The sequence below is a fragment of the Winslowiella iniecta genome, from assembly GCF_001267535.1.
In the GTDB taxonomy this organism is placed as follows: Bacteria; Pseudomonadota; Gammaproteobacteria; order Enterobacterales; family Enterobacteriaceae; genus Erwinia; species Erwinia iniecta.
Genome location: NZ_JRXE01000015.1, coordinates 113730 through 134074 on the forward strand (window position 1 = coordinate 113730; position 20345 = coordinate 134074).

Here is a 20345-nt window from a genome sequence, read left to right on the forward strand (position 1 = left end):
ATAAACACCACGCGGTCGCCAACTTCACGGGCGAAATTCATTTCGTGGGTCACCAGAATCAACGTCATGCCCTCTTTCGCCAGCTGCTCCAGCACTTTCAGCACTTCACCCACCAGCTCGGGATCCAGTGCGGAGGTAATCTCATCACACAGCAGTACTTTTGGCGTCATCGCCAGCGCACGAGCAATCGCTACACGCTGCTGCTGACCGCCGGATAAATTGGCCGGGTAGAAATCGATGCGGTCGCCGAGACCGACCTTTTCCAGCATCTGCACCGCCAGCTGACGACACTCTTCCGGGCGTTTCTTCAATACCCGGCGCGGAGCCAGCATCACGTTTTCCAGTGCGGTCATATGCGGAAACAGATTAAAGCTCTGGAATACCATCCCGACCGAACGGCTGATTTCGCGCGCCTGTGAATCGCGGTCAGTGATGGTGATGCCGCCCAGTTTGATACTGCCTTCCTGGTAACCTTCCAGCCCGTTGATGCAGCGCAGCAGTGTGCTTTTACCTGAACCACTACGGCCAATAATCGAAATCACCTCACCCATTTCGATATCGAGATCTACGCCTTTTAATACGTGATTCTGCCCGTAATATTTCTGCACCTGATTAATGGTGATGAGCGGCATTGAATTTCTTCTCCAGATACTGGCTGTAGCGAGACAGCGGATAACACAGCAGGAAGTAGCCCAGCGCCACCAACCCAAAAACTTTAAATGGCTGATAAGTGACGTTATTCAGTATGGTTCCGGCTTTGGTCAGCTCGACAAAGCCGATAATCGATGCCAGCGCGGTGCCTTTGATTACCTGCACCGCAAAACCGACGGTCGGCGCGATGCCAATGCGCACCGCCTGGGGCGCAATCACCCGAAACAGCGTCTGACCAAAACTCAGCCCGAGACAGCGCGAGGCTTCCCACTGCCCTTTTGGCAACGCATTGATGCTGCCGTACCAGATATCGAGCAGGAAAGCGCTGGTATAGAGCGTCAGCGCCAGCGAGGCGGCGGTCCACGGCGAAACATCAATGCCAAACAGGGCGACACCAAAAAACGCCAGAAATAGCTGCATCAGCAGCGGCGTGCCCTGAAACAGTTCGACGTAGCCGCGAATAATGCGCAACGGCCAGCGACGGCGGGTCAGACGCAACAGCAGCAACGGCAGGGTGACCAGCGTGCCGCCAAGAAATGCTGTCAGTGACAGCAGAAGGGTCCAGCGCGCCGCCAGCAGCAGATTGCGCAGAATGTCCCAGTCGGTAAAAGTGGTCATCATGGCTGCTCTCCAAACCATTTACGTCCCGCGGCCAGCAGTAACTGACGCATGGCAATCGACAACATCAGATACATCAGCGTGGTGACCAGATAGACTTCAAAACTTAAAAAAGTCCGTGACTGAATCAGGTTAGCGGCGAAGGTCAGCTCTTCATACGACACTTGCGACACCACCGAGGAGCCTAGCATCACGATAATGCACTGACTGACCAGCGCCGGATAAATGCGTTTCAGCGACGGCGGCAGCACCACGCGAAAAAAGGTCTGCGAACGGCTCAGTCCCAGCACGCGCCCGGCTTCCCACTGCCCTTTTGGCGTCACCTGAATACCGGCGCGAATAATTTCGGTGCTGTAAGCGCCGAGGTTAATCAGCATCGCCAGCAGCGCGGCTTCACCAGCGGTCAGTTTCAGCCCCATATTCGGCAGGCCAAAAACGATAAAAAACAGCTGAACCACAAACGGGGTATTGCGAATCAGCTCAACGTACAGCCCCCAGAGACGGCTCAGCCATGAAGGTTTGCCGCTGCGCAGCGCCGCGCCAAAAATACCCAGCCCCACGCCGCCGACCGTCGCCAGCACGGTGAGCTGGATGGTCACCCACAGACCGGACAGCAGTTCCGGCCAGTGGGGCCACAGCGCGGCAAAGTCGAGTTGTCCGATCATCGTCCTTCCTTACGCGCCTAAGTTCGCGGGCAGAGGGGCTTTCAGCCACTGTTCCGACATGCCGTTCAGCGTGTTATCCGCCACCGCCTGCTCAATCAGCGCATTAATTTTCTCTTTCAGCGCCGGTTCATTTTTGCGCAGGCCGATAAAGCACGGGGAATCCTTCAGCATAAATTTCGCCACCGGCGCTTTATCGGCGTTCTGGCGCGTAATCGCCGCCACCACCAGGTTGCCGGTCGCGACATACTGCACCTGACCGGAGAGATAAGCGGACAGCGTGGTATTGTTATCTTCGTAACGTTTCACCTGTGCCTGCTTCGGCGCAACGTCGCTTAGCACCATATCTTCCACCGCGCCGCGGGTAACACCAATCGACTTGCCGTTCAGTTCAGCCGCATCTTTCAGCACCGCGTCTTTCGGGCCAAACACGCCAAGGAAGAACGGCGCATAAGCGCGGGTAAAATCGATCACCCTTTCGCGCTCAGCGTTTTTTCCCATGCTGGAGATCACCAGATCGACTTTGTCAGTCTGTAAATAAGGCACGCGGTTAGCACTGGTGACCGGCACCAGCTGTAACTTTAGTTTCATCTGTTTTGCGAGGTATTTCGCCATATCAATGTCGTAGCCCTGTGGCTGCAAATCAGTACCGACTGAACCAAACGGCGGGAAATCCTGCGGCACCGCCACCCGCAGTACGCCGCGTTTCTGGATATCCTGCAACTGATCGGCCATGGCCTGCGTCACCTGACTTAACATCAACGCCGCGCCGAGTGCCGCCATCAATACTTTTTTCATCATCATACCCCGGTTAGTTAATCATGAAACAAAAGATTCTTGTAAATGCATTCTGCAACTAATGTGCCAATCACGCAGCGCACGCAGAATTTAGCTAACCAACAGATTTGGATGGAAAGGGAGCGAGAAGTGAAGACAGAAAGGAGAGCAAAAGATTGAACCAAAAAGAGGCAAGGCACCAAAATGGTGCCCCGTTAACGCTGTTCCAGCTCGTCCATATGCTGATAAAGGTCGGCAATTTGATGGATGCGCTGACGCCCCTGCGACAATAATTCGTGCAGTAAGGCGTTGGCCAGCAGGTTGACCACGCTCATCGCCGAGCCGTAGCTGTCGAAGGCGGACACGCTGTCCAGCGAGGCACACAGCTGCCAGCGCGACAGCGCCATAACGCCCTGCGCCTGCGGTTCACAAATCAGCAAGACCGGAATATTGTCCTGCTGCAACTGCTGTAACAACGGCTTGATAATGCGCGGGCGACGGCGAAACGCCACCACCACGACTACGTCCTGCGGCGTGATATCCACCAGCTCTTCCGCCAGCGTCTGGCCGGGCTGCGGTAACAGATACACCTGCGATCGCGCCTGTACCAGCTGCTGACGCAGATGCAGCGCGACCGGATAAGCATTGCGCATTCCGACAACAAACACCCGCTTACCCTGCGCCAGCGCCTGAATAATCTCGCCAAACTGTGCCGTATCGAGACGATTAACCCACTGCGTCAGGTTCGCCATCTCCTGCTTATAGTGACGCGCCAGCAGTGTATTGCCCTGAACCGCATCGCGGTTATCGGTTAACGGCATGCCGCTTTGACGCAACGTACGCAGCTCGTCGCGCATATCCTTATATTTTTCATAGCCTAAACGCTTAAACAACCGGCTGACGGTGGCTTTCGACACCCCGCTGAGGCGCGCCAGTTCCGCGCTGTTATAGCTGATAAGATCGTCAAAATGGTCAAAGACAAAGTCCGCAATGCGCTGCTCCTGCGGCGACAACTGCGGGTAATGGCTTTTCAGGCGTTCATCAAGCTGTTTCATGGCGATCTCATGTAACTTTCGTTTCACAGAACATAGCACATTTCATACCCGCCTCCGTGCAGCTAACGAAAAATTTGGAAAACTGGAACATCTCTTGCTTCACTGTTGCTCTCTGTTATCCGAAAAAAAAGAGCCACAGATGATTCAAAGTAATATGGCCCCGCTGGGAATGGCGGTGGCACCTCACCATCTGGCGAGTGAAAGTGCACTTGCCGTGCTGCGTGAAGGCGGCAATGCAATTGAGGCGATGGTGGCCGCTGCCGCGACTATCGCCGTGGTTTATCCGCATATGAACGGGTTGGGCGGTGACGGTTTCTGGTTAATTATGCCGCCTAACGGCGATCCGATTGCCATTGATGCCAGTGGCGCAGCCGGCTCGCTGGCACATTTCGATTTCTACCAGGGTGAAAAGACCATTCCGCATCGCGGCCCGAAGGCGGCGTTGACGGTAGCCGGAACCGTCAGCGGCTGGGCGGAAGCGCTGAAGGTCTCGGCAGAGTTGGGTGGCGCGCAACAACCGGTTGCCCGGCTGCTGGCTGATGCCATTCGCTATGCCGCTGACGGCATTCCCGTCACCCAGTCGCAGGCGTCAGCCACCCAGAGTAAATTCAGCGAACTGGTCGATCAGCCCGGTTTTGCCCGCATTTTTTTACCCGACGGTGAAGCGCCGCGCAGCGGCAGCCGTTTTACCCAGCCGGATCTGGCAAATACGCTTACCGCACTGACGCTCGACGGACTGGAAAGTTTCTACCGTGGCCCGCTGGCGAATAAGCTGGCACTGGAGATGTCGCGGCTCGGCATGCCGATTACGCTGGAAGATCTGCACAACCATCAGGCGCAGCGTCGTACACCGCTGCGCGTCTCGCATCAGCAGGGCGAAATCTACAATATGACGCCGCCGACTCAGGGGCTGGTGTCGCTGGCGATCCTGGGCATCACCGATCGGCTGAATATGGCCGATGCTGACGATGCGCAGACTGTGCACCGTATTGTTGAGGCCACCAAACTGGCATTCGGCCTGCGCGATCAATACATCACCGATCCGCACCATATCACTGAAGAGATGCAGTCGCTGCTGGACTCCGACCGGCTGGCGGCAATGGCGGCAAAAATTGACGATGCGAAAGCCGCGCCGTGGGGAACCGGGCGCGGGCCTGGCGATACGGTATGGATGGGCGTGATGGACAGCAGCGGGCTGGCGGTGTCGTTTATCCAGAGTATCTATCATGAATTTGGCAGCGGCGTGGTGTTGCCGGATACCGGTATTACCTGGCAAAACCGTGGCGCGGCCTTCAGCCTGCAACCCGGCCATCTGCTGGCGCTGGCGCCAGGAAAACAGCCATTCCATACCCTGAATCCGGCGGCGGCACGGCTGCATGATGGCCGCACGCTGGTGTATGGCTCGATGGGCGGCGACGGTCAGCCGCAAACTCAGGCGGCGATTTTTACCCGTCACGTGGTGCAGGGATTACCGCTGCAGCAGGCGATCAGCGCACCGCGCTGGCTGCTGGGCCGCACCTGGGGACAGGCGTCCGACTCGCTGAAGCTGGAAGGCCGTTTCTCGGCTGAAACGCTCGCCACCCTGCGCGCACTGGGACACGAAGTGGAAATCCTGCCGGATTTCAGTGAGGCCGTCGGCCATGCAGGCGCGATTGTGCGTCATAACAACGGCATGCTGGAAGGGGCATTTGACCCACGCAGCAACGGCAGCGCTGCCGGTTTTTAACAGGAGAGAATGATGAAAAATACCCCTGACTGGGCTGCTTATCTGGCACAAATGGAGCAGGTGCTGGCGCTGGAACTGGATGATGCGCGCCGTGCCGAATTACTGACCCAGTTTAGCCGTATCGCCACGATGTCAGCGCCGCTAATGGCTTATCCCCTCGACGATCGGCTGGAAGTGGCAGGAGTGTATCAGGCATGAAGCTGGCAGAATTTAGCATTGCTCAACTGCAAAATGCGCTGGTATGCGGCGATCTCAGCGCCCGTGAGATAGCGCAACAGACGCTGAGCGCCATTGAACAGCATAATCCGGCGCTGAACGCCTGGACGGAAATCACCGCCGACCGCATGTTGCAGGAAGCCGATATTATCGATCGTCAGCGTCGTGATGGCCAGCCGTTACCGCCACTGGCCGCGGTGCCCTATGCAGTAAAAAATCTGTTTGATGTTGCCGGATACAGCACGCTGGCCGGTGCCAGTCTGTTCAGCGATCGCCCTGCGGCGCGTGAGGATGCCTGGGCGGTCAATAAACTGGCACAATCCGGCGCATTGCTTTCCGGCATGCTGAATATGGACGCCTACGCTTACGGCTTTACCACCGAAAACAGCCACTATGGCGCGACGCACAATCCGCGTGATCTAACTCGTATCGCCGGTGGATCGTCGGGCGGTTCAGCAGCAGCGGTGGCCGCCGGGCTGGTGCACTTCTCTCTCGGAACCGATACCAATGGCTCGATCAGGGTTCCCGCCTCACTGTGCGGAATTTTAGGCTTAAAACCGACCTTTGGCCGCCTGTCCCGTAGCGGCAGCCATCCGTTTGTCGCCAGCCTCGATCATATTGGCCCGTTTGCCCGCAGCACGAAAGACCTGGCGCTGGTGTATGACGCCTTGCAGGGGCGCGACAGCACTGATGCTTTCCAGGCCGACCAGTCGCCGCAACCGACGCTGGCCGCGCTGTCTAAAGGACAGGAAGGGTTACGCTGTGGCGTGCTCGGCGGCTATTTTCACCAGTTGTGTAATGAGGATGCCCGCGCGGCAGTTGCCACGACGGCACGCGCACTGAACGCCAGTGACGAAGTGACATTTGCTGACGCCGAAATTGCCCGCTCTTCCGCTTTTCTGATTAGCGCGTCGGAAGGCGGCAACCACTACTTACCGGCACTGCGCGCCACCCCGGAGCGCTTCGAGCCGCTGTCGCGTGAACGCCTGCTGGCTGGCGCGATGATTCCGGCCGCCTGGTATATTCAGGCCCAGCGTTTCCGCCGTCATTTCCAGCAGCAGGTACTGCCGCTGTTTGCACATTTCGATGTGCTGATCGCGCCCGCCACGCCATGCAGTGCCACCACGATTGGTCAGGAGACAATGCATATCAACGGGGTAGATCTGCCAACCCGCGCCAGTATGGGCATGCTGACGCAGCCGATCTCATTCCTCGGCTTACCGGTCACTACCGTGCCGCTGCAAACTGCCAGCGGCTTACCGATTGGCGTGCAGCTGATTGCCGCACCGTTTAAAGAAGAGATGGCTCTGCGTGCCGCGCGTGCGCTGGAACAGCAGGGTCTGGTTATGGCGCAAGCCGCTACAGTGAGCAAATAATGAAGAGTGAAGAGATTAATCGTCCGACGATTGTCGCCGAAGTGACGGCCGCATTTTACCGTTACGAACAAGCGCTGGTCAGTAATGATACTGCGGTGCTGGATGAACTGTTCTGGCACGATGAGCGCACGGTGCGCCTCGGTGCCGGTGAAAATTTATACGGAATTGAAGCGATCCGCGCTTTTCGCGCTGCGCGTCCATCGGCCGGGCTGGATCGTCAGTTACGTAATACGGTGATTACCACCTTCGGCGAAGACTATGCGGTGTGCAGTACCGAGTTTACCCGCGTCGGCAGCGATAAGATTGGTCGCCAGCAGCAGAGCTGGGTGAAATTACCCGTTGGCTGGCGGATTGTGGCGGCACAGGTAAGTTTAATGAACTGAACAGGCTGAACTCAGGGCGGCGAAAACGCCGCCTCTACGCGTTACGGCTGCTCGGCAGGATGCGTTTTCACCCAGTGATCAGCAATCTGCTGGCGGGTACAGATCCACACCTTGTCATGCTGCTGGATATAATCGAGGAAACGTTGCAGCGCTTTAAAGCGCCCCGGACGCCCCAACAAACGGCAGTGCATACCAATCGACATCATCTTCGGCGCGCTCTCGCCCTCTTCATACAGCACGTCAAAGCTGTCTTTCAGATAAGTATAAAACTGCTCCGCCGTATTAAAGCCTTGCGGCGTCGCGAAGCGCATATCGTTGGTTTCCAGAGTATATGGAATAATCAGATGCGGTTTCACCGAACCATCCTGACAGGTAACCTGCGTCCAGAACGGTAAGTCGTCGCCATAATAGTCGCTGTCATAAGTGAATCCACCCTGCTCAACCACCAGCCGCCGGGTATTCGGGCTGTCGCGGCCGGTATACCAGCCGGTAGGCGCTTTACCAAACAGATCGCTCAGCACATCAATCGCCTGCTGCATATGCTGACGTTCGGTTTTGGCATCCATCGCCTGATAGTGGATCCAGCGCCAGCCGTGGCTGACTACATCGTAATCGGCCTGCTTAATCGCCTCGACGATTTCCGGATGACGCGCCAGCGCCATCGCCACGCCAAAAACAGTGAGCGGCAAGCCACGTTTCTGGAACTCATGATGAATGCGCCAGAAACCGGCGCGGGAACCGTATTCATACAGCGAATCCATCGACATATGACGTTCGGGATAGCTGGCCGCGCCAATAATGTCCGACAAAAACTGTTCAGAACCGGCGTCACCGTGCAGTACGTTATTTTCCGCGCCCTCTTCATAGTTAAGCACAAACTGCACCGCGATACGCGCCTCGTCCGGCCATGCCGCATGCGGCGGCTTACCGGCGTAACCGCGCAGGTCACGCGGATAGTTTTTGTTAAAGCTGTACTCTTTTTTTTCTACGGCATCATTCATTGTCAGGTTTCCTGTCGTCGAGCCGAATCATCCACTCAGTTTAGATGCTGGAAAACACCGGTCGCGGCTTTTCGTCTCGGATAATCAAGATCGCCATGCTTGCTGGTTGATAATCCCAGCGCTACCAGCGATTCCACCATTTTTACCGCTGCGCCCACGCCGTCGATAACCGGCAGTCCCAGCTCATGCGTTAACTCTTGCGCCAGCGTCGCCATACCGCCGCACCCCAGCACAATGGCACCGCTGCCGTCCTCGCGTTTCGCCTGGATACAGCGCGCACGCACTTTTTCCTGGGCCATTCCGCTGCCATCTTCCAGCGCCAGCACCGGTAAATCGATGGCATGCAGCGCCGCACAGTGATGTTCAAAGCCATACTGACGCAGTAAATGACGCGCAATCACCAGCGTGCGCGGCAGCGTAGTGACAATCGAAAAACGCGTCGCGACCAGCGTCGCCATATGCATCGCGGCTTCCGCAATGCCCACCACCGGCCCGTTTGCCAGTTCACGCGCCGCCAGCAGCCCCGGATCGCCGAAGCAGGCAATCACATGGCCGCTGACGCCCTGTTCGCGCCCCAGCTTGATCTGCTCCAGCACGCCAACCGTGGCAATCGCCTCATCAAAATGGCCCTCAATTGAAGGCAGCCCCTGCGAAGGCGACACGGCAACAATTTCAGTCATGGGCGACGCCACCGCCCGCGCCGCCGTGGCAATAGTTTCCGTCATGCCCCAGCTGGTATTAGGATTGATCACCTGAATAATCTGCTTCTGCATGATTAACGCGCCCCCTTCGCAGTAAACAGGCGGGCGAAATCCGGTAAGGTTTCACCACTGCGTTCAAAGTGCAGGCTTGCCACGATATGGGAAAAATGTTGCTGCAACGCGTCAGTCAGCGGTTTAAGTGCTTTTTCACGCAGCAGCGTAATCAGTCGTTGGTGATCGTTACAGCGACAACCTTGCTGCCAGGGTGCGCCATACGCGGCGACCACTAAGGACGAGCGCTGCGTCAGTCGCGTCACCATTTCGGTCAGCACCTGATTGCCGGAAATCGCCTGTAGCTGAATATGAAATGCCGCCGAGAGGCGGATAGCCGCGGCACCATCATGATCCTCATGTGCCTGCTGCTCTTCGCCGATCAGCTTTTCCAGCGCCGCCAGGTGCGGTGGCTGACAATGCTCCAGCACGAACGGCAGATTGGCGCACTCAATAATTGAACGGCTGCGAAAGATATCCTGCGCCTCTTCGACGGTCGGCGTCGCCACTTGTGCACCACGTTTGGGCGTCAGGGTGATCATTTGCACTGCCGCGAGGCGTTGTAATACTTTGCGAATCCCGGTGCGGCTGACGCCAAATACCTCCGACAGCGCCTCTTCCGGTAATTTGCTGCCGGGTGGCAACTGATGCTCAACAATCGCTGTCATCAGTGCCTGATAGATCGGCTCATCTTTGTCATTCAGGTCCGAAGCCGTTTTCAGGCCGTTTTCACTCTTCATTCCCTACTCCGGTAAATGTCATTGCATACAAGAATCGTATACATGAAATTTATCTATTGTATACAAAAATCAATTTCTGGCCTGATTCCTGCAATACCTCGTTAACGCAGTTTGTTATTGGTTGAATTGAGAGGAGCAGGTTTCATGCCAAATAGTCAACGTGTTAACCCGGGGTCGGCAAACGAAGCCCACGCCAGCTACAGTCCACGGTTGTGTAACGAGGATCTGGCCCCGACGCGCAATCAGAGCTGGAGTTGGTACAACATCTTTTCCTTCTGGATGTCGGATGTACACAGTATGGGTGGCTATGTGGTCGCCGCCAGCTTCTTCACCTTAGGTCTGGCGAGCTGGCAGGTGCTGCTTTGTCTGCTGGTGGGCATTTGTATCGTCCAGCTGTGTGCCAATCTGGTGGCGAAACCGAGCCAGATGGCCGGTGTACCTTATGCCGTGATTTGTCGTCAGGCATTTGGCGTATTTGGTGCCAATATTCCGGCGGTGATTCGCGGCCTGATCGCTTTTGCCTGGTACGGCATTCAGACCTGGCTGGCGGCCAATGCGCTGATGCTGGTGACGCTAAAATTCTGGCCGGCGCTGACGCCGATGACGCAAAGCGCCTGGCTGGGGCTGTCGCAACTCGGCTGGATCTGTTTTGGGGTGATGTGGGTGCTCCAGGCAATGGTGTTCTGGCACGGTATGAACGCCATCAAACGCTTTATCGATGTTGCCGGTCCGGCAGTGTATGTAGTGATGGTGGCGCTGGCGGGCTGGATTGTTTATCAGACCGGTTTTGACGGCATCTCGTTTACGCTGGCAAGTAAGCAACTGAGCGTGGGTGAACAGAGCTGGCAAATGCTTACCGCGACTGCATTAGTGGTCTCTTACTTCTCCGGCCCGCTGCTTAACTTTGGTGACTTCGCGCGCTACGGCAAAAGCATGGGCGACATTCGCCGCGGCAACCGCTGGGGTTTACCGTTTAACTTCCTGCTGTTTTCACTGGTAACGGTAGTGATTGTCTCCGGTACACAGTCACTGTTTGGCAAAATGATCACCGACCCTATCGAAACCGTCAGTATGGTCGGCAACGATCTGGCGGTGGCGATTGGTCTGTTGACCATGATTACCGCTACCATCGGCATTAATATTGTGGCGAACTTCGTCTCTCCGGCCTTCGATTTCTCTAACTGTTCGCCGCAAAAAATCAGCTTCCGCACCGGCGGGATGATTGCGGCAGTCGGTTCGGTGCTGTTGACCCCGTGGAATCTGTTCCAGTCACCCGAGTTAATCCACTATACACTGGACGTGCTGGGCGCATTTATCGGGCCACTGTTCGGTATTTTGCTGGTGGATTTCTATCTGATTAAGCGCGGGAAGGTTTCGGTAGACGATCTGTTTGATGCCACGCCAAAGGGTAAATATTGGTATCGCGGCGGTTTTAACCCGAAAGCAATTGCGGCACTGCTGCCGGCGGTGGCAATAGGTCTGGCGATAAGCTTTACGCCGTCGCTGCATGCGGTCGCTAACTTTAGCTGGTTTATTGGCGTACTGTTAAGCGGCAGTGTCTATCGCTGGATTGCGCGTGATGAACGTGCTGCGCCTGCGCCAGGCTTTCGCGCGGAAGTGGTGATGCAGAAGGATTAAAACGACGAAAGCCTGATTCATTTCTGAATCAGGCTTTCTGAATGTTGGCGGAACGGACGGGGCTCGAACCCGCGACCCCCTGCGTGACAGGCAGGTATTCTAACCAACTGAACTACCGCTCCGCGCTTTGTTCCCCGTCGGGAACGAGGCGAATATTAATGGCACCGGAAATTTCCGTCAATGCTTTTTAGCAGATAACTTTTCGTTTGGCGCTTTTTTCATCGTTACGCTGCTTTTTTAACGCATTATGAGTCACTTATACCCGCCACAAACAGCTGCCACCCTTCTTCATTACGAGATCCAGCCGCTGTTCGTGCGCCATCACTTCTTCATCACTGGCTTGCAGCACACGCAGCGCGGAAACCGGGCGCGCAATACGCTGAATACTTTCGCTGCCATCGGCTTCCTGACGCTCACCTTCCTGCGAAAATGAGAGCGAGGTCTGGCCGCCGGTCATAATCAGGAATACGTCGGCGAGGATCTCGGCATCGAGCAGTGCGCCGTGCAGCGTTCGTTTACTGTTATCAATGTCGTAGCGCGAGCAGAGCGCATCAAGGCTGTTACGCTTACCCGGGAACATCTTACGCGCCATCAACAGACTGTCGGTCACCTGACAGAAGGTATCGGTTTTCGGGATATTGCGCTTCAGCTTGCTGAACTCATAATCCATAAAGCCGATATCAAACGAGGCGTTATGAATCACCAGCTCCGCGCCGCGAATATAATCGAGAAACTCGTCGGCGATCTCACTGAAAGTGGGCTTGTCGGCAAGAAATTCATCGGCAATACCGTGAACCCCGAAGGCTTCCGGATCCACCAGCCGATCCGGCTTTAAGTACATATGGAAATTGTTACCGGTCAGGCGGCGGTTAACCACCTCGACGGCACCGATTTCAATAATGCGGTGGCCTTCATAGTGGACACCGATCATGTTCATACCGGTGGTTTCCGTATCGAGTACGATCTGGCGTGTAATTGCTGTGCTCATAGGGCTCGTTTATGTCAGACTTGGCGTTTTGTCAGAGGGAAGTTTACCAGAGATGCGTAAACAGGTAGAAATTTTCACCGATGGTTCCTGCCTCGGTAATCCGGGTCCCGGTGGTTACGGCGCCATTTTGCGCTACGGACAGCACGAAAAAACCTTTAGTGCCGGTTATCACCTGACCACCAATAACCGCATGGAAATGATGGCCGCCATCGTTGCGCTGGAAGCATTAACCCAGCCGTGCACCGTCACGCTGAGCACCGACAGTCAGTATGTGCGTCAGGGCATCACCAGCTGGATTCATAACTGGAAAAAGCGCGGCTGGAAAACTGCCGATAAAAAACCGGTTAAAAATGTCGATCTGTGGAAACGGCTCGACAGCGCCTTAAGCCACCATGATATCAAATGGGAATGGGTTAAGGGCCACGCCGGACATCCGGAAAACGAGCGCTGCGACGAACTGGCACGCAGCGCGGCCGGTAGCCCGGCATTTGACGATGTCGGTTATCAGCAGGAGTCGTGATCGTTGTTGTCACGAAACTGCCGGGTGGCAGAGACTGCCGGTCGGAGATGACCTTTGCTGGTCTGCTTTTTCGCCGGCGTCATGGTTAACGGGAAGGTCCGTTTACGCGCCACCACAATATTCAGGCAGCCCAGAGCCGGTAAGTGCGCGCTAATCATTTTGCCTCCCTGCCGGTTCCACGGCACCACCTGAAAACGGGTGCGGTGTATCACTTCATAGTTCAGCAGGCTCAGCCAGTCGAGCAGGCGCATCTGACTGAACATCCGCCCGCTCCACGGCGCACGGCGGTGCAATCCCGGAATGCCTTTGCCGATCCCCAGCAGGCTGAACGGATTGAAACCGCTGATAATCATCCAGCCGTCATCAATCAGGACGCGATCAACTTCGCGTAAAATACAGTGAGGGTCGCTACTCCATGCCAGGGTATGCGCCAGTAAACAGGCATCAACCGACTTTGACTCAAACGGCAGGCGCATGGGGTCAGCGATTACCTGTAACTTTTCCCCTTGCTTGCCGACATTTACCTGATGCGAAATCGCGCAGGCCTGAGTATCAATTTCAGCGCTAAGATTGCCAATTTTAAGCAGATGAAAGCCATACAGCTTGGCGAGACAAGGCTGCAAATGTTGTGAAAGCGCGTCACGAAAATAGTCGCCCCAGGGCATATCCGCCCAGGAGTCTGGCGCATTGAGAATTTGGCGTGTTTTAGCGGGCTTCATGCTTTACCATCTTCATTCCTTCACGGCCTTCGAGAGGTGTCTATGAATCTTACCAGCATTCCCGCACTCCAGGACAACTACATCTGGACGCTAAATGATGAAAGCGGTCACTGCCTGATTGTTGACCCGGGCGAAGCGGCTCCGGTCATCGCAGCAGTACAAAAAAACCACTGGCAACCGGTGGCGATTTTGCTCACTCATCACCACCACGATCACGTTGGCGGCGTAAAACAACTCCTCGAAACCTGGCCACAATTAGTGGTGTATGGCCCACAAGAGACACAAGATAAAGGGGCCACCGAGATTGTCAGTGAGGGTGATCGCTTCACTATTTTGGGCCGCGAATTTAGCGTTATTTATACGCCCGGTCATACTTTAGGACATATCTCATATTACAGCTCGCCTTACCTTTTCTGTGGCGACACGTTGTTTTCCGGCGGTTGCGGACGGTTATTTGAAGGTTCGCCGGAGCAGATGTTTGAATCCTTTCAAAAGCTTAGTGAACTTCCCGACGATACTCTGGTTTGCTGCGCCCATGAATATACATTATCCAATTTGAAGTTTGCGCAAGCCACTCTGCCGACAGATAATGAAATTGCACGCTATTGCCTGCAAATTAAGGAGTTACGCGCTGAAAATCGCATTACACTGCCAACAAAACTGGCTCTTGAGCGAAAGATTAATTTATTTTTAAGAACGGAAGATACTGATTTACAGCGAGTTTTAGGATTCGATTGTGCACCACAGCATCTGTGGCAGGTGTTTGCGCGTTTACGCGAGTTGAAAGACAGTTTTTGATATTGTGGTTGTGTTGTGCAAACCGACCACGTATGATTGCTCGTCTTTTAAGCAAACTATTGACACACACATGAAGGCTAAAGCGATATTACTCGCCTCGGTCTTGCTGGTGGGTTGTCAGGCGTCAAGGCATGATGCCAACATCCCAGAACAGCATGCACAGAGTCTGTCTTCGGCAGGTCAAGGTGAAAACGGAAAGTACTCAGATCGGATGTTGTCTCCGCGTTGGCAGGATGATGGAACGAGCCTCGCAGAAGACCAGGATCTTTGGAATTTCATTAGTGACGAGCTGAAGATGGAGGTTCCGGAAAATTCCCGGATCCGTGACCAAAAACAGAAGTACCTGAAGAACAAGAGCTATCTCCACGATGTAACATTACGGGCAGAGCCGTATATGTACTGGATTGTCGAGCAGATTAAAAAACGTAAGATGCCGATGGAACTGGTACTGCTACCCATAGTGGAGAGCGCTTTTGACCCCCACGCGACATCATCCGCCAATGCCGCAGGCATTTGGCAGATTGTCCCGGCTACGGGGCGTAATTATGGTTTGAAACAGAACCAGTGGTATGACGGTCGACGTGACATCGTCGCATCTACCAAGGTTGCGCTGGATATGATGGAGCGCCTGAACGGCATGTTTGGCGGCGACTGGTTACTGACCGTTGCAGCCTATAACAGCGGTGAAGGACGCGTCATGAAAGCGGTAAAACAGAATAAAGCGCGCGGGAAACCGACCGACTTCTGGAATTTATCGTTACCACGCGAAACCACGGTGTATGTGCCGAAAATGCTGGCTTTGGGTGAGATCCTGAAGAACAGCAAACGTTACGGTATCAAACTGCCGACCCCTAACGAAAGCCGTGCTCTGGCGCGGGTGGAAGTGGGCCAGCAGATTGAACTGACACAGGCTGCCGAAATGGCAGGCATGTCACTGAACAAGCTAAAAAGCTTTAATACGGGTTACAAACGCGGAGCAACAGCGCCTAACGGTCCCCATTATATTATGGTGCCAAAGTCGAATGTTGCCACGTTGCGTAACTCCCTGGCGACAGGTGATATTGCTGCGGTTCAACCCACGCTGGTGGCGAACAACAGTAGCAATGTCGGTGGCTATAAGGTTCGCACAGGCGACACCTTATCTGGCATCGCGAAGCGACTGGGCGTTTCGGTAAAAGATTTGCAGCGCGCGAACAATTTGCGCGGCGCAAATATTAAACCGGGTCAGACGTTAAGCGTAGGCAGCGATAAAGGCACCGAGCTGGCTAATAACAGCAGCATCACTTATCAGGTACGCAAAGGGGATTCCCTTGCCAGTATTGCTAAGCGTCACGGCGTTAACGCCAAAGATGTGATGCGCTGGAATACCGTACTGAGTGACGCGAAAAACATTCAGCCCGGCGATAAGCTGACGCTGTTTGTAAATAATAACGACACGCCAGACAGCTAAGCTGTTCAGCTATACCCGATAAAAAGCCACTCTGCGGAGTGGCTTTTTTTATCTGATTTCCAGGGGAGCCGTTTTCGACTCCCGTTCTGATGGTAACGCCGCCCCTAGGGCTTGTACGCTTCAATAAAAATAATATCGGAGCTGAAGCTGCCATCACCTTCTAAAGCATAGTAGCGTTTCACCTCGTCGGATGCAGACTGCTGATAAGCACGAATTGCGTTTACCAGCACCTCAGGAGTGCGCATTCGTGCAATCCAGCTGGTGAACTCCAAATGCAAACGATCCTGCGTTACGCTGTTAATCGCTAATCCGGCTTCGGTAAACATCGCCAGCCATTCACCCGGATGATAATTATGCACATGTGAGGTGTCGCGCAGTGCTTCCACCGTTTGCAGCCAGATATCCAGCACACTATTGCCCGGCGCGCTGACGTCCATAAATATCACTTTGCCACCCGGTTTCAGCACCCGTTTCACTTCACGTAAGGCCTGGCCAACATCATGCCAGTGATGCGCCGAATAACGGCTGATCACAATATCAAACTCGCCGTCGACAAAAGGCAGTGATTCGGCATAACCCTGCTGGGTGGTTAAATGTGGTAAACCGCGCTGCTGCGCCGCTTCGGTGACCACATCCAGCATTTGTGACGAGAGATCATAAGCTACCACCGCCTGTACCTGCTCTGCTGCCACAAAGCTGGCATGCCCTGCCCCACATCCCAGATCGAGCACCCGCGCCTGTGGCGAGCCTGACAGTCGCTCAGCCAGCCGCTGCAAATCACGCCCGCTGGCGTGCACCGCACTGCTCAGATAAGCACTGGCCTGATCGCCAAACTGTTTTTCGACATTATGGTGGTGACTTTGCGTTGCCATATCTCTGTTTCCTCTGTTTTTTGGTTTTTTATAAAGAGGGGCAGACGTGACTGACCTGCCCTGAAGGCAGGCCCGAATTATCCTTAGAGAAGCTCAGGCTTGCCGGGATGGAATTCAACGAGTAGCGGGTTATGATCGGATGCGCGGGTGACAAGGACGGAAGCCTCTGCAACATTCATCCCACGGTAGAAAACAAAATCGAGTGGACGACCAAAGGCTTTGCGCCGATGATCATCGGTAAAACGCACTTCACGCAGCGTCATTTCGCGCGCAAAACGATACAGCGCATTCATGCGCTGACGGCTCCAGGCGTTAAAATCGCCCGCCATAATGACGGGGCCTTTATGGTGCAGGATCTGTTCACCAATTGGCCCCAGTTGTTTACTGTAAACATCAACACCAAAGCTAAAGTTAACCGCATGGATATTCACTACCATCAGCATTTCGCCGGTGGGCAGTGGATAGGCGGTGACCAGCGCAGACTTAGCCAGTCGCAGCAGCGGCTCGCGCTCACGCAGTGGACAACAATAAATCGGATGTGCCGCAGCCAGCGTCATCACGCCTGAAGGATGCTGGGGTAAAACAAAAGCCGGAACCTGATCGGCGGCAAGATAATTGGTGGTGGCAAACTGCACCAGTTCAGGCGTGGTTTGTGCTTCCTGCAACAGTACCAGATGGGCATCTTTGCCAAAATTTTGCAGCACCGATAACCACTCCGCACGCTGCTGCTTGAAAATATTCCACACCAAAACACGCAGCTTGTTGTCGGTCGGTAACGGCGCGCCGGGCGGTAATGCCTGACCTACATGCAGCATCGCGCCTGGCGGAAAAATTCGTTCCGCTGGCTGGCCTGCAACGTATCTCATGGCATAAGTTTTCTTCCGCACTTTATCGCCTGTACCCTTAATCACGACTGAGTGTTATATCTCATCTCTCAGTTATAGGGGCTTTATGGCGCGGTTTCAATGAGTACCGCCGATTTCATGGCAACTTAGCGTAAGCAAATGCTAAAACGGCCTGCCTCAGCAGACCGTTCCTGACAGTTAACCGAGGCGGCCGCTATACCTCACTATTCTCATCGCCCCCCTCACTAACACACCATTCGACGATACGGCGAGGAACAAGGGTGAGTTGCAGATTAACGCTAACGGTATTTTTCGCGCCAGAGATGATGTGTATCTGATAGCGCTGATTATCAGTGCATGCTTAAATTACAAAAATATTCAAAATCTCAATTTAATTTTGCGAACGGAGCAATAATGAAAGCGACATCCGAAGAACTGAAAATCTTTGTCGCAGTGGTTGAGAGTGCCAGCTTCAGCCGTGCCGCGGAACAGCTTGCAATGGCTAACTCTGCGGTCAGCCGTGCGGTTAAGAAGCTGGAGAATAAACTTGGTGTCGAATTACTGACGCGCACCACCCGACAGGTTAATCTCACGCAGGAGGGTGAACGCTATTTCCGCCGGGTACAGAAGCTGCTGCAGGAGATGGCCAGCGCCGAGAATGAGCTGATTGAGAGTCGTAACATCCCCAGCGGGTTATTGCGTATTGACGCCGCCACGCCGGTGGTACTGCATTTGTTGATGCCCGCGATTAAGCCATTTCGTGAGCGCTACCCGGAAATGACGCTCTCGCTGGTCTCGTCGGAAACTTTTATTAATCTGATTGAACGTAAAGTGGATGTGGCGATCCGCGCCGGCAATCTCAGTGATTCGAGCCTGCGCGCACGGCCGCTGTTTACCAGTTACCGTAAAATTGTCGCGTCTCCGGCTTATTTAGCGCAGTTCGGTACACCGCAAACCATTGATGATCTACAAGATCATGCCTGCATCGGGTTTGTGGAAACGCCACGGCTTAATCGCTGGCCGGTGCCACAGCAGGATGGGCAGTTGTTCGATATCACGCCGGACACCAGTTCAAATAGCGGTGAAACCATTAAACAACTTTGCCTGAATGCTAATGGTATTGCCTGTTTGTCGGATTATATGATCGATAAGGAAATTGCTGAGGGGACATTAGTTGAGGTACTGGCAGACAAACTGTTACCGGTAGAGATGCCGTTTAATGCGGTCTATTACAGTGATGGGGCAGTGAATTTGCGCATCCGCGCCTTTATTGATTTTCTTGGCGAGTGGGTCAATGGACAGCCTTCGAGGGGGTGAAGACTGTCCGACAGTGGCAGCTAACGATTAATCCCAGTCGGGTGCCAGTCCTTCCGGGCTGACCAGACGATCGTGGCTGTCCAGTGTGGCGATCTCCGCCATATCCTGCGCATCCAGCTTAAGCAACTGTGCTTGCAGATTACTTTGCAGGTTCTTGCGCTGAGTCGAAGAAGGGATCACTGCATAACCTGACTGCATTGCCCACGCCAGAATCACCTGTGCTGGCGTCGCCTGGTGTTTATTTGCAATGCTTTTAATCACTTCATCACTTAACGCTTTGCCATAAGCCAGCGTCATATAGGAAGTGACAGGGATCCCTTTTTGTCGGGCAAATTCAACCACTTTGCGGTTTTGCAGATAAGGATGCAATTCAATCTGATTGGTGGCGATCTCATCAACTCCAACCGCATCAATAGCTTGCTGCATCAACTCAGTGGTGAAGTTTGAAATACCAATCTGACGCGTCAGCCCGGCTCTCTTCGCTTCCACCAGTGCATGCATGGTTTCGGCTACTGAGACCGCTGCACCCGGTGATGGCCAGTGGATCAAGGTAAGATCAACGTAATCGGTGCGCAGTTTAGCCAGGCTCTGTTGCAGGCTGGGGATGAGTGCTGCGCTGGAGAGGTTTTCAATCCAGATTTTAGTGGTGATAAATAGCTCTTCGCGCGCCACATTACTCTGCTCAATCGCCTCACCGACAGCGGCTTCATTTTGATAAATCTGTGCAGTGTCGATAGCGCGGTAGCCGAGATCCAGCGCATTTTTTACTGATGCGATAACCACGTCATCTTGTAAACGGAAAGTACCTAAGCCAAAAGCGGGGATGGTCATAAATTCCTCATTTCTTGATTTCTGAATAGTCAGTGAGGAGAGTATGACAGTGATATTATTGCCTAAAAAGCCGGTAACGGGCATAACACTTTTGACTAATCGGCAATAATATTGAGTTTTATGCGCACGAAAAAGCCCTGAGCTTATGCTCAGGGCTATCGTAATAAGTGGCGGAACGGACGGGGCTCGAACCCGCGACCCCCTGCGTGACAGGCAGGTATTCTAACCAACTGAACTACCGCTCCACCGATTCTGTACTGATTCCAGACCTTCAGTCTGACTTCAGGTGTTTCTCTCACTTCCGCGTCACGGGAAATGGTACTAAATTGATGCCTGGCAGTTCCCTACTCTCGCATGGGGAGACCCCACACTACCATCGGCGCTACGGCGTTTCACTTCTGAGTTCGGCA

At 54.4% G+C, this 20345-nt stretch carries 22 protein-coding genes, 2 tRNA genes and 1 rRNA gene; 9 read left to right on the top strand and 16 right to left on the bottom strand.

Annotation, left to right across the window (positions count from 1 at the left end):
- From NG42_RS12240 to hpxU, 5 genes are all read right to left on the bottom strand, one after another.
- A partial coding sequence (locus NG42_RS12240; RefSeq protein WP_052899748.1) for an amino acid ABC transporter ATP-binding protein occupies positions 1 to 632 on the bottom strand: 632 nt, incomplete at its 3' end.
- Positions 613 to 1272, bottom strand: a complete 660-nt coding sequence (locus tag NG42_RS12245; RefSeq protein ID WP_156322080.1) for an ABC transporter permease subunit — start codon at positions 1270 to 1272, stop codon at positions 613 to 615. The genes NG42_RS12245 and NG42_RS12240, both read right to left, overlap by 20 nt.
- Entirely contained in the window at positions 1269 to 1934 is a 666-nt protein-coding gene (locus tag NG42_RS12250) for an amino acid ABC transporter permease (protein WP_052899718.1), read from the bottom strand. The genes NG42_RS12245 and NG42_RS12250 overlap by 4 nt, the downstream gene beginning before the upstream one ends.
- Positions 1935 to 1943: 9 nt before the next feature.
- Positions 1944 to 2729, bottom strand: a complete 786-nt coding sequence (locus NG42_RS12255; protein WP_052899720.1) for a transporter substrate-binding domain-containing protein — start codon at positions 2727 to 2729, stop codon at positions 1944 to 1946.
- Positions 2730 to 2923: 194 nt separating this feature from the next.
- The gene (gene hpxU / locus NG42_RS12260; RefSeq protein WP_052899721.1) at positions 2924 to 3763 is read right to left on the bottom strand and encodes a MurR/RpiR family transcriptional regulator HpxU; all 840 of its coding nucleotides are present in this window, start codon (positions 3761 to 3763) and stop codon (positions 2924 to 2926) included.
- 139 nt (positions 3764 to 3902) lie between these two features.
- Between hpxU and NG42_RS12265 the strand changes: the two genes are divergently transcribed.
- The 4 genes from NG42_RS12265 to hpxZ are packed head-to-tail and all read left to right on the top strand — an operon-like array spanning position 3903 to position 7464.
- Positions 3903 to 5489, top strand: coding sequence for a gamma-glutamyltransferase family protein (locus NG42_RS12265; RefSeq protein WP_052899745.1), 1587 nt, complete (start codon positions 3903 to 3905; stop codon positions 5487 to 5489).
- A 9-nt stretch (positions 5490 to 5498) separates the two neighbouring features.
- On the top strand, positions 5499 to 5687 hold the full coding sequence (gene hpxX, locus NG42_RS12270) for an oxalurate catabolism protein HpxX (RefSeq protein ID WP_052899722.1): 189 nt from the start codon (positions 5499 to 5501) through the stop codon (positions 5685 to 5687).
- Positions 5684 to 7081: an AtzE family amidohydrolase gene (locus NG42_RS12275; RefSeq protein ID WP_052899723.1), complete on the top strand. Its 1398-nt coding sequence runs from the start codon at positions 5684 to 5686 to the stop codon at positions 7079 to 7081. The genes hpxX and NG42_RS12275 overlap by 4 nt, the downstream gene beginning before the upstream one ends.
- Positions 7081 to 7464: an oxalurate catabolism protein HpxZ gene (gene hpxZ, locus NG42_RS12280; RefSeq protein WP_052899724.1), complete on the top strand. Its 384-nt coding sequence runs from the start codon at positions 7081 to 7083 to the stop codon at positions 7462 to 7464. Before NG42_RS12275 ends, hpxZ begins: the two co-directional genes overlap by 1 nt.
- A gap of 41 nt (positions 7465 to 7505) precedes the next feature.
- Here hpxZ and puuE read toward each other — a convergent pair whose 3' ends face one another.
- Genes puuE through NG42_RS12295 form a run of 3 tightly spaced genes read right to left on the bottom strand, consistent with a single transcriptional unit; the run spans position 7506 to position 9957 of the window.
- The gene (puuE, locus tag NG42_RS12285; protein ID WP_052899725.1) at positions 7506 to 8465 is read right to left on the bottom strand and encodes an allantoinase PuuE; all 960 of its coding nucleotides are present in this window, start codon (positions 8463 to 8465) and stop codon (positions 7506 to 7508) included.
- A gap of 35 nt (positions 8466 to 8500) precedes the next feature.
- Positions 8501 to 9238 (bottom strand): allantoin racemase, encoded by a 738-nt coding sequence (gene hpxA, locus NG42_RS12290; RefSeq protein WP_052899726.1) that lies wholly within the window; start codon positions 9236 to 9238, stop codon positions 8501 to 8503.
- A gap of 2 nt (positions 9239 to 9240) precedes the next feature.
- Positions 9241 to 9957: a GntR family transcriptional regulator gene (locus tag NG42_RS12295; protein WP_052899727.1), complete on the bottom strand. Its 717-nt coding sequence runs from the start codon at positions 9955 to 9957 to the stop codon at positions 9241 to 9243.
- Between the two features lie 144 nt (positions 9958 to 10101).
- Between NG42_RS12295 and NG42_RS12300 the strand changes: the two genes are divergently transcribed.
- Positions 10102 to 11595: an NCS1 family nucleobase:cation symporter-1 gene (locus NG42_RS12300; RefSeq protein ID WP_052899728.1), complete on the top strand. Its 1494-nt coding sequence runs from the start codon at positions 10102 to 10104 to the stop codon at positions 11593 to 11595.
- Between the two features lie 45 nt (positions 11596 to 11640).
- On the opposite strand, the gene NG42_RS12305 is transcribed toward NG42_RS12300, so the two are convergent.
- Positions 11641 to 11717: transfer RNA gene (locus NG42_RS12305), tRNA-Asp, on the bottom strand.
- Between the two features lie 134 nt (positions 11718 to 11851).
- Positions 11852 to 12583: a DNA polymerase III subunit epsilon gene (dnaQ, locus tag NG42_RS12310; protein ID WP_052899729.1), complete on the bottom strand. Its 732-nt coding sequence runs from the start codon at positions 12581 to 12583 to the stop codon at positions 11852 to 11854.
- Between dnaQ and rnhA the strand changes: the two genes are divergently transcribed.
- Positions 12537 to 13103: a ribonuclease HI gene (gene rnhA, locus NG42_RS12315; protein ID WP_162231030.1), complete on the top strand. Its 567-nt coding sequence runs from the start codon at positions 12537 to 12539 to the stop codon at positions 13101 to 13103. The genes dnaQ and rnhA overlap by 47 nt on opposite strands.
- On the opposite strand, the gene NG42_RS12320 is transcribed toward rnhA, so the two are convergent.
- Positions 13088 to 13822 (bottom strand): methyltransferase domain-containing protein, encoded by a 735-nt coding sequence (locus NG42_RS12320; RefSeq protein ID WP_052899731.1) that lies wholly within the window; start codon positions 13820 to 13822, stop codon positions 13088 to 13090. The two genes, rnhA and NG42_RS12320, sit on opposite strands and share 16 nt — an antisense overlap.
- Before the next feature lie 42 nt (positions 13823 to 13864).
- Here NG42_RS12320 and gloB point away from each other — a divergent pair, with 42 nt between their 5' ends.
- Positions 13865 to 14620 carry a hydroxyacylglutathione hydrolase gene (gene gloB, locus NG42_RS12325; RefSeq protein ID WP_052899732.1) on the top strand — a complete coding sequence of 252 codons (756 nt, stop codon included), beginning with the start codon at positions 13865 to 13867 and terminating at the stop codon, positions 14618 to 14620.
- A gap of 70 nt (positions 14621 to 14690) precedes the next feature.
- Positions 14691 to 16070: a murein transglycosylase D gene (mltD, locus tag NG42_RS12330; RefSeq protein ID WP_052899733.1), complete on the top strand. Its 1380-nt coding sequence runs from the start codon at positions 14691 to 14693 to the stop codon at positions 16068 to 16070.
- Between the two features lie 104 nt (positions 16071 to 16174).
- On the opposite strand, the gene NG42_RS12335 is transcribed toward mltD, so the two are convergent.
- Together NG42_RS12335 and NG42_RS12340 are read right to left on the bottom strand one after the other, a co-directional pair.
- Positions 16175 to 16942 carry a class I SAM-dependent methyltransferase gene (locus NG42_RS12335; protein WP_052899734.1) on the bottom strand — a complete coding sequence of 256 codons (768 nt, stop codon included), beginning with the start codon at positions 16940 to 16942 and terminating at the stop codon, positions 16175 to 16177.
- 83 nt (positions 16943 to 17025) lie between these two features.
- Positions 17026 to 17829, bottom strand: coding sequence for an endonuclease/exonuclease/phosphatase family protein (locus NG42_RS12340; protein WP_052899735.1), 804 nt, complete (start codon positions 17827 to 17829; stop codon positions 17026 to 17028).
- 372 nt (positions 17830 to 18201) lie between these two features.
- On the opposite strand from NG42_RS12340, the gene yafC reads away from it, so the two are divergent.
- Positions 18202 to 19104, top strand: coding sequence for a DNA-binding transcriptional regulator YafC (yafC, locus tag NG42_RS12345; RefSeq protein WP_052899736.1), 903 nt, complete (start codon positions 18202 to 18204; stop codon positions 19102 to 19104).
- 27 nt (positions 19105 to 19131) lie between these two features.
- On the opposite strand, the gene dkgB is transcribed toward yafC, so the two are convergent.
- The 3 genes from dkgB to rrf form a co-directional block, all read right to left on the bottom strand.
- The gene (dkgB, locus tag NG42_RS12350) at positions 19132 to 19935 is read right to left on the bottom strand and encodes a 2,5-didehydrogluconate reductase DkgB (RefSeq protein WP_052899737.1); all 804 of its coding nucleotides are present in this window, start codon (positions 19933 to 19935) and stop codon (positions 19132 to 19134) included.
- A gap of 168 nt (positions 19936 to 20103) precedes the next feature.
- Positions 20104 to 20180: transfer RNA gene (locus NG42_RS12355), tRNA-Asp, on the bottom strand.
- An 86-nt stretch (positions 20181 to 20266) separates the two neighbouring features.
- A 5S ribosomal RNA gene (gene rrf / locus NG42_RS23870) occupies positions 20267 to 20345 on the bottom strand; the annotation flags it as partial.